Consider the following 8947-nt stretch of genomic DNA (forward strand, 5'->3'; position numbering starts at 1 on the left):
CGGCCCGCTCCTACGGACGCTCAGAACACCTCGACAATTCGAGCAACACGCAATTGAGACAGAGCCAAACGAAAGGACAGGCCGGAGCAACCTCACGCGTCGCGCAGCAGGTCGTGCGAATCGAGCAGGCGCCAGGCGATCTCCGGGTGTCGTTCCAGCCCACGGCGGATCGCCGCGGGAATGGCCTGGCGCGTCTTGCGGCACAGGCCTGGCTGTTCGGCGAACTCGACGGCGATGCCGCGCATGCTGCGCACCTCGTTGTAGCTCGGGGCGATCGTCATGCGAATGCCCAGTTGCTCGAACATCCGCTGCTGCAGGCGTTCCAGCTCGTACAGGCTCTGCACGCTTTCCAGGCGCTCGAGCAGCCGGCGCTCCTCGTGGCGGGTCAGCTGCAGGATGCGCCCGTCGGCACCGGGCGTCTGCAGCAGGTCGTCGCGCCTGCAGTTGCAGGTGCCGGGCGGGCAGGGCTGGCGGAGCGGCGACGGGCTGTTCATGGGGCTCGATCATAGCCGCGCTTGCCGGACACGCACAGATCGCTCGAATTTCCCGGCTGACGGCCGGTAGGGCCGTTGCCTTGCCGGCTCGATGATGACAAGCGTGGCGCCGTCGATCACCATGGCCTTGTGCTTGCATCTGGGCGGCGACGCCATGACCCGCATCGCCCCGCCATGTTTTCTCGCTGGAGAGCTTTCATGCGTGTTCTTTCATCCGTTTTGCTTCTTGCCGCAGTATTGTTCGGTGGCGCGGCGGCTGCCGAGGAGGCTCGCCTGGTCGAGTCGATCAACGCCTATCGCAGCGAAGTGCAGCGTTGCGCCGACCGCGCCAGCGAAGAACTCACGCCACTGGCGGCCGATTCGCGGTTGGTCCTGCCGGTCCAGGGCATGGGCGACCTGCAGCAGGCGTTGGCACGGGCGGGTTATTCGATGATGACGGTCCAGGCCATCAGCCTGTCCGGCCCGCGGGATGCGCCGGCTGCGATGCAGGCGCTGCGCGAGAGCTTCTGCCGGGTCCTGCTCGATCCACAGTTCGTCGATATCGGCGTGAGCCGCGAGGGCCGCGACTGGCGCATCGTGCTGGCGCGGCCGTTGCTCGATGGCCGTCTCGGTGACTGGCAGGCAGAAGGGCGCAAGGTGCTGGAGCAGATCAACGCGGCACGCGGCCAGGCGCGCCAGTGCGGTGCGCAAGCCTTCGCCGCCGCGCCGCCGCTGGCCTGGAATGGCACGCTGGGCGCGGCGGCCGAGAACCATAGCCGGGCCATGGCCAACGGAAACTTCTTCAGCCATCTCGGCGATGATGGCCGCACCCCCGGCGACCGCGCCGAATTGGCCGGTTACGCCGGCGGGCAGGTCGGCGAGAACATCGCCGCGGCGTTGCCGACCCCGCGCAAGGTGGTCGACGGCTGGCTGGCCAGCCCCGGCCATTGCGCCAACCTGATGAACCCGCGATTCAGCGAGCTGGGCGCCGCTTATGCGGTCGATCCGCAGAGCGATGCGGGGATCTACTGGACGGCGTTGTTCGGCGCGCCCTGAGCCCGTGGCTGAGCGGCAACGCGTTCTGCGTGGGGGCGTCGTCAGCCAGGGGCGGCAGGTTCACTGGAGTTGCTTGCCGTCGAATCAGCGGAAGGTGCCGCGCAATTCGCTAAGGGCCTTCTGCAGGCTCTGGTCCGCGCTGCCGAGCAATTGCATGGCGCCATTGAGGGCTATCCAGTTCTCGCCTTGCCAGTTCAGCACCCGCAGTTGCTGCTCGCCGACGCTGGCACGTCGAACCTGGGGATGCGAGCGCTTGCTGAAGTGCGGCAGCAACCAATGGCTGAGCCAGTGCGCCAGGCGTTCGGCCAGGGGTAGCTCGCTGTGGAATACCAGGCGATGGGCGTTGCGTATGTCGATCCAGATCGTCGGGCGCGGCTGGTTGCCGAAGACGAAACCCTCAATGCGGCAATGGGCATGCAGCGCGCCGAGATCGTCGGGATAACCGAGCAACTGCGCCAACGGAGGGCCGTCCAGCAGCAGGACGCCATCCGGCCGATGCAATATGGAAAGGTCGTGGCTTTCGAACGTCACATGATGAAGGGTAGGCATTCCTTTTCCTCTCGCTGCCCAGCCTGCGTTGGTGGGTCACGGCCTGTGTTTTCGCCGGGGCCGGCGCTGCGCCTCGTAACGGATACGCATTGCTTGCGGAACGCATGGGTAGGCGAAATGAACCGCGCATGATCAACCACCTGCCGGCGTTCCTTCCCCGGCGTTCTTGCGAGCGAATGAAAGCATGAATTCAATTCTAAGTACAACCGTATGTTCAGCCGGGCATGGAGCTGGAACTTAACGTCCGCCTCCATGAACGAAAAAATGGAATTCGCCGAACGCCTGCGCAGCGCCATGCTCGCCGCTGGCTACCCTGATCGCCCTGCCGTCCTGGAAAGGGAGTTCAATTCCCGCTATTGGGGCCGATCGGTCACCTTCCAGGCGGTTTCGCGCTGGCTGGGCGGAAAGTCCATTCCGTCGCAGGACAAACTCCAGGTCATCGCCCAATGGTTGAAGGTCGAACCCCAGGCCCTGCGCTTCGGTGATCGTGCGGTATCGGCGATCCGCGAGCAGCGGGCGCAGTGGGAAGATCCACGCTTCTATCGCGAGCGCGAAGCCATCGACGCCTTCCTGGCGTTGCCGGCCGAGCAGCGCAAGGTGGTGCGCGACGTGATCAAGGCCTTCGCCAGGGCGGGCGGCGGCGCATCCCCGGTCAAGGACGGCAAGAAAACGCCTTGAATGTGTGTGCCTGGACCATTGACGGCACGAAGTCGCCGACCGTGCGTCGAATGACCTCCGTTTCCCATTGCGAATGCCGTCCTTGATCGATTCCCCTGCGCCTGCCGATTTTCTGCCACCGGTCCTGGCCGGTCCGCTGCTGCGCCGTACCGAGCCCGGTCGCCTGGTGTTCTGGCTGGTCGGCTCCCGCCCGCTGACACTCTCGCTGGTGCTCGCAAGCGAGGCTCACCAGCTGCAGCGCAGCATCCGGCTGGACGGGCCGGCCTGCCAGCGGCTGGCGATCGGCCGCGACGCGGTGCTGCACCTGATCGACGTCGTGCTGGACGAGGCGCTGCCCAGCGACTGCCTGATCGAATACGACCTGCGCGTCCATGCCGGCGCGGCCGAGCAGGGCATCGCCGACTGGGCGCCGCATCTGCTCTACGAGGGCGCGCGGCGTCCGAGTTTCGTCATCAAGTCCAGGCTCGATCGCGTGCTGCACGGCTCTTGCCGCAAGCCGCACCACGCCGCGGCGGACGGCCTGTTGTGCGTCGACCAGCTGCTGGCCAGGGAGCACAGCGATCCGCTGGGGCGGCCGGCGCTGCTGTTGATGACCGGCGACCAGGTCTACGCCGATGATGTCGCCGGGCCGATGCTGGTGGCGATTCACGCGCTGGTACGTCGGCTCGGGCTGTACGGCGAGCGGCTCGAAGGCGCGGTGGTCGATGACAGCGACGCATTGTTCGCGCATCCGGCCACCTACTACCGGCGCGAACAGCTGTTGCCGGCATTCAAGTCCAACGAGGCGCTGCGCGAGCGCTTCTTCGGCGGCGTGGAAAAGCCGGTCTTCACCACCGCCAACGGCCAGAACCACCTGATCACCCTGGGCGAAGTCATGGCCATGTACCTGCTGGTGTGGTCGCCGCTGCCCTGGACGCTGATCGCGCCGGCGATACCCATGCTGGAACCGCGGCACGCCGAGCGTTACCGCTGCGAAGACGCCTGCCTGCAAGCCTTCCGCCAGGGCCTGCCGCAGGTCGCGCGGGCACTGGCGCACGTACCGTCGCTGATGATCTTCGATGATCACGACATCACCGACGACTGGAACCTCTCGGCCCGCTGGGAGGAGACCGCCTACGGCCATCCGCTGTCGCGACGGATCATCGGCAATGCCCTGATCGCCTACCTGCTGTGCCAGGCCTGGGGCAACCAGCCGGAACGCTTCGGCGAACTGCTGGTGCAGACACGACAGTTGCTGGATACGGCGGGCGCTGCCTGGCTCGACTGCGCCGCGCAGGACCGGCTGATCGACGACCTGTTCAAACTCGACGGCTGGGGCTACGAGCTGGCGACCGAGCCGCCGCTGGTGGTACTGGACACGCGCACCCGGCGCTGGCGCAGCGAGCGCAACCTCAGCCGCCCCTCCGGCCTGATGGACTGGGAGGCGCTGAGCGAATTCCAGCAGCACATCCTCGACAAACCGTCGGTACTGATCGTCTCGCCGCCGCCGATGTTCGGCGTGAAGCTGATCGAGACCGTCCAGCGCGTGTTCAGCTGGGCAGGGCAGCCGCTGCTGGTGGATGCGGAGAACTGGATGGCCCACCGTGGCGCGGCGCACGTGATGATGAACATCTTCCGCCATTCGCGAACGCCCGGCGACTACGTGATCCTCTCCGGCGACGTGCACTATTCGTTCGTCTACGAGGTACACATCCGCGCGCGGGAGCGCGGGCCGCGGGTCTGGCAGATCACCAGCAGCGGGGTGAAGAACGAATTCCCGCGACGCCTGCTGGACTGGTTCGACCGCCTCAACCGCTGGCTCTACGCGCCCTGGTCGCCGCTGAACTGGCTGACCAAGCGTCGCCGCCTGGAAGTCGTGCCGCGCGTGCCGGATCGCAGCCGGGCAGGCGAACGGCTGTGGAATGGGGCGGGGATCGGCCTGCTGGTGCTCGACGAGCATGGGCGGCCGCAGGAAATCTACCAGCTGAACGCGGATGGGTCGGGTCCGGTGGCGTTTCTCGCCGAGAGGCCGGCCTGAGCCGATCGTGCCTGTAATCGACGGCGCGCCGAGCCCGGCGGCATGAACGTAGCCATCCGCCTACGAGCGCATCGGCCTTCTGGCGGGGTGCGGGCAGGACGCGGTGTGGCTGCGCTTCATCTGCCGTGTGCGCAATGCAGCGTGCGCTGGACAATTCGATCCGCCCGGCCTAAAAAGGCGCGCTGCGCCGGATGGCGTCAGTGCCAACCGGCAGCCGTGCATTTTCAGAGGCAATCAATCGTGAGAAAGAAGAAGCCCGTGGACCCCGTCCGACAAGCCGAAAAGAACCGCGCCCATCGGATCGGCTGGATGATCGCCTTGGCCGGCATCCTGGTGGGCTTCGTCCTGGTGATGATGAAGCCCGCCTGATCGCACGTCGTAGCGCCTGCCGTATTGCCACCATGCGGGCAGGCCTGGTATCCACGTGGTGGCTGTTGCTTATCGACCTACGCATCAACCGTGAGAGGAACACCCATGCCGACCTACGACTATCGTTGCGAAGCCAACGGCCAGGTTTACGAGGTTCGCCATGCCATGGCCCTGCGCCCGAAGACCTGGGGCGAACTGCGAGCGGCCTGCACGCTGGCCGAAGACGCGTCGATTCCGGACGATGCGCCAGTGACCAAATTGATGACCGCGGCCGGGGTGGTGAACAGCCGGGTATTGAAGAACCCCGAGGCACCGGCGTGCGCGCGGAGTGGGTGTGCGGGCAATTGCCGCTGATTGGTCAGTCGGTGGTATCCGGGAACGGTGCGTGATCCATAGCGCTGCGAGGTTGGAAGGCGCGCTGGTGGATAAGCGGAGCGTTATCCACCCTACGTCATCTGGTCATGCATTATTCGTAGTGACTCCAGAGGCGGAGAACCTTCACCACTCGTTCGTCCTCGAGCACCTGGTACGCCAAGCGATGCTGAATATTGATGCGACGTGAATAAGCCCCCGCAAGATCGCCAATGAGATTCTTGAACGGCGGTGGCTTCCGATATGGGTCTTCTGCAATCAGTGCCAATAATTCCTGGGCTTTTGGCTTGAGGCCGCTGGAGGCCAGCTTCTTCGCATCTTTCTGGGCTTGCTTGGTGTAAGCCAGCTTCCATGTCACCAGTCCAGCTCCTCATCGCATTCATCCACAGGGGTAGCCATCCCCTCACGAATGGACTCGCGCATACCTGGCACGGATAGCAGGTAAAGCGTTTCCTGGATTGCAGACCAATCTTCCTCGGAAATCAGGACGGCTTTGTTCCGCTTACCCATGATGATGATTGGTTGGTGGGATTCGGCGGTTTCGTCGATCAACCGATAAAGGTTGCTGCGTGCCTCTGTTGCTGTGATTCCGGCCATGACGCCACCTCAACCTGTTTAACTTTTGGCCACTGTACGCCTTTAAGTACGTACGTCAATGCGAGCGTCTGGCACTCACTTCCAGGCTACTCGCTAACGTGACGCCGATGTTTCTCGCGCTTCTCCGAAGGACACAGCACTGGGTTGCGAGCGGCCAGGCGATTGGGACTCTAGCCATCTTCCTTATGCTTGCCGCACGGCAAGCGTCGAGGATCGTCTATCGAGCCAATAGGGAAATTACATGCTCATTTCCTTGGTCCTTTCGCGGACGGCGGAAAGCCGTCTACGCCGCATAACTCCTGCGTTTGCGGTGCAACTGGCGGTTCCCGAAGCATCCAAGGCTCATTTCCGATTTCCTCCTGGCTCTGATCTTGGTGCTACGTTTTCTGAAGCGGTGCCTGACCGCGCGAACGACAACCACAAGAGGAACAGGACATGAACGCCGAGTCTGGAGAAAACGCTGGGGGTGGCTGCCCCTTAGGCCATGGCGCGGGCGCATCCCGCCGTCGCCCGAGTAACCGGGACTGGTGGCCTGAAGCGCTGAGCCTCACTTCACTCAACCAGCACTCGCCACGTTCCAATCCATACGGTGGCGATTTCAACTATGCCGCCGCGTTCAATTCGCTCGATCTCGATGCAGTGATCGCCGATCTGCATGCGGTGATGACGGACTCGCAGGACTGGTGGCCCGCCGACTTCGGTCATTACGGCGGGCTGTTCATCCGGATGGCCTGGCATAGCGCGGGGACCTACCGGATCACCGACGGCCGGGGCGGCGCCGGCGGTGGCCAGCAGCGCTTCGCGCCGCTCAACAGTTGGCCGGACAACGCCGCGTTGGACAAGGCGCGGCGCCTGTTGTGGCCGATCAAGCAGAAATACGGGCGCAAGCTGTCCTGGGCCGACCTGTTCGTGCTCACCGGAAACGTGGCGCTGGAATCCATGGGCTTCAAGACGTTCGGCTTCGGCGGTGGTCGCGCGGACACCTGGGAGCCGGAAGAGCTGTTCTGGGGCCCCGAGGGCACCTGGCTGGGCGATGAACGCTATAGTGGCGAACGGCAATTGCACCCGGGGTTGGGCGCCGTGCAGATGGGTTTGATCTACGTGAACCCGGAAGGCCCGAACGGCAAGCCGGACCCCAAAGCCGCAGCCATCGACATCCGTGAGACCTTCGCGCGCATGGCGATGAACGATTACGAAACCGTGGCGCTGGTCGCCGGCGGTCATACGTTCGGCAAGACCCACGGTGCGGGCGATCCCTCTTTGATGGGGCCGGAGCCGGAAGGGGCGGTCATCGAGGACCAGGGCCTGGGTTGGCGCAGCAAGTTTCAGAGCGGGGTAGGGGCCGACGCCATCACCTCTGGCCTCGAAGTCATCTGGAGCCAGACCCCGACCAGATGGTCCAACTATTTCTTCGAAAATCTCTTCAACTTCGAGTGGGAACTGACCAAGAGCCCGGCCGGCGCGCACCAGTGGGAAGCCAAGGACGCCCCGGAAATCATTCCCGACCCCTTCGACCCCAACAAGAAGCGCAAGCCGACCATGCTGACCACGGACCTGTCGCTGCGCTTCGATCCGATCTACGAGAAGATCTCCCGGCACTTCCTGGAGAACCCGGACGAGTTCGCCGATGCCTTCGCTCGCGCCTGGTTCAAGCTGACCCACCGCGATATGGGACCCATCGGCCGCTACCTTGGCCCGCTGGTGCCGAAGGAGCAGCTGATCTGGCAGGACCCGATTCCCGAGCGCGACCATCCGGTGATAGACGACGCCGACATCGCATCGCTCAAGCAGAAGATCCTCGGCCTGGGCTTTTCCGTGTCCGACCTGGTCTCGGTGGCCTGGGCGTCGGCGGCGACCTACCGCGGTTCGGACAAGCGCGGCGGTGCCAATGGCGCACGCATTCGCTTCGCCCCACAGAAGGATTGGGAGATCAACAACCCGCCGCTGCTGGCGCAGGTGCTGCAGAAGCTCGGCGAGATCCAGAGCGGGTTCAACGCCTCGGCCAGTGGCGGCAAGAAGGTCTCCATGGCGGACCTGATCGTGCTCGCCGGCTGCGCCGCGATCGAGAAGGCCGCGCAGGATGGCGGGGTGAACGTCACCGTCCCCTTCACGCCGGGCCGCATGGATGCACTCGAGGAATGGACCGACGCGCAGTCCTTCGAAGCGCTGCGCCCGGTCGCGGATGGCTTTCGCAACTACTACCACGCGTCCCACTTCATGGCGCCCGAGGAAGCGCTCGTCGACAAGGCGCACCTGCTTCGCCTCAGCGCGCCGGAAATGACCGTACTGGTCGGCGGCATGCGGGTGCTGGGCACCAACGCCGATGGCGGTCAGGAAGGTATCTTCACCCAGCGGGTGGGTACGCTGTCGAACGACTTCTTCGTCAACCTCCTGGATATGAAGAACGAGTGGGTTACGACCGAGCACAAGAACCGCTTCCAGGGCCTCGACCGCAAGACCCGCCAGCCGACCTGGACCGCCACCCGCGTGGACCTGATCTTCGGCTCGCAATCGGAGCTACGCGCCCAGGCCGAGGTGTACGGCATGAGCGACGGCAATGAGAAGTTCGTGCACGACTTCGTAGCGGCGTGGAACAAGGTGATGAACGCGGACCGGCTCGATATCGGCAAGCCAGCCGATATTTTCAGCCAGAAACTCTCGGCGTGAGGTTCGCGGCGGCGTCCTCTGGGCGTCGCCGCGTATTCAAGGCAGGCGTAGGGTGGAAAACGGCGAAGCCTTTTCCACGCGTTTCTCCGCGTCCACCTATGCGTCTTGACCAGCTCCGTCGCCGCCGCACCAATCGCCGGAATAGACACCAGCCCTGACGGCTCGATGG

Annotated in this window: 9 protein-coding genes; 5 read left to right on the plus strand and 4 right to left on the minus strand. The window is 64.6% G+C overall.

The features are described 5' to 3' along the window. Window positions 1-92 precede the first annotated feature (92 nt). Entirely contained in the window at window positions 93-494 is a 402-nt protein-coding gene (locus IN820_RS04805; RefSeq protein WP_193679885.1) for a hypothetical protein, read from the minus strand. 198 nt (window positions 495-692) lie between these two features. On the opposite strand from IN820_RS04805, the gene IN820_RS04810 reads away from it, so the two are divergent. Further along, window positions 693-1529: a CAP domain-containing protein gene (locus tag IN820_RS04810; protein ID WP_193679886.1), complete on the plus strand. Its 837-nt coding sequence runs from the start codon at window positions 693-695 to the stop codon at window positions 1527-1529. Between the two features lie 84 nt (window positions 1530-1613). On the opposite strand, the gene IN820_RS04815 is transcribed toward IN820_RS04810, so the two are convergent. Continuing rightward, window positions 1614-2078 carry a BRO-N domain-containing protein gene (locus IN820_RS04815; RefSeq protein WP_193679887.1) on the minus strand — a complete coding sequence of 155 codons (465 nt, stop codon included), beginning with the start codon at window positions 2076-2078 and terminating at the stop codon, window positions 1614-1616. A 252-nt stretch (window positions 2079-2330) separates the two neighbouring features. Between IN820_RS04815 and IN820_RS04820 the strand changes: the two genes are divergently transcribed. The 3 genes from IN820_RS04820 to IN820_RS04830 all read left to right on the plus strand — a co-directional run bounded on the left by IN820_RS04820 (window position 2331) and on the right by IN820_RS04830 (window position 5496). Continuing rightward, complete coding sequence (locus IN820_RS04820; RefSeq protein WP_193679888.1) at window positions 2331-2756, plus strand: transcriptional regulator; 426 nt, start codon at window positions 2331-2333, stop codon at window positions 2754-2756. A 73-nt stretch (window positions 2757-2829) separates the two neighbouring features. Continuing rightward, the gene (locus IN820_RS04825) at window positions 2830-4773 is read left to right on the plus strand and encodes a metallophosphoesterase family protein (protein WP_193679889.1); all 1944 of its coding nucleotides are present in this window, start codon (window positions 2830-2832) and stop codon (window positions 4771-4773) included. A 474-nt stretch (window positions 4774-5247) separates the two neighbouring features. Beyond that, entirely contained in the window at window positions 5248-5496 is a 249-nt protein-coding gene (locus IN820_RS04830; protein WP_193679890.1) for an FmdB family zinc ribbon protein, read from the plus strand. A 112-nt stretch (window positions 5497-5608) separates the two neighbouring features. Here the strand turns inward: IN820_RS04830 and IN820_RS04835 are convergent, their stop codons facing one another. Continuing rightward, window positions 5609-5872, minus strand: a complete 264-nt coding sequence (locus IN820_RS04835; RefSeq protein WP_193679891.1) for a Txe/YoeB family addiction module toxin — start codon at window positions 5870-5872, stop codon at window positions 5609-5611. After that, the gene (locus IN820_RS04840) at window positions 5869-6111 is read right to left on the minus strand and encodes a type II toxin-antitoxin system Phd/YefM family antitoxin (protein ID WP_193679892.1); all 243 of its coding nucleotides are present in this window, start codon (window positions 6109-6111) and stop codon (window positions 5869-5871) included. Before IN820_RS04840 ends, IN820_RS04835 begins: the two co-directional genes overlap by 4 nt. A gap of 435 nt (window positions 6112-6546) precedes the next feature. On the opposite strand from IN820_RS04840, the gene katG reads away from it, so the two are divergent. Further along, complete coding sequence (gene katG, locus IN820_RS04845) at window positions 6547-8778, plus strand: catalase/peroxidase HPI (RefSeq protein WP_193679893.1); 2232 nt, start codon at window positions 6547-6549, stop codon at window positions 8776-8778. Window positions 8779-8947 lie beyond the last annotated feature (169 nt).

This window comes from Pseudomonas lopnurensis, assembly GCF_015070855.1.
Taxonomy (GTDB): Bacteria; Pseudomonadota; Gammaproteobacteria; order Pseudomonadales; family Pseudomonadaceae; genus Stutzerimonas; species Stutzerimonas lopnurensis.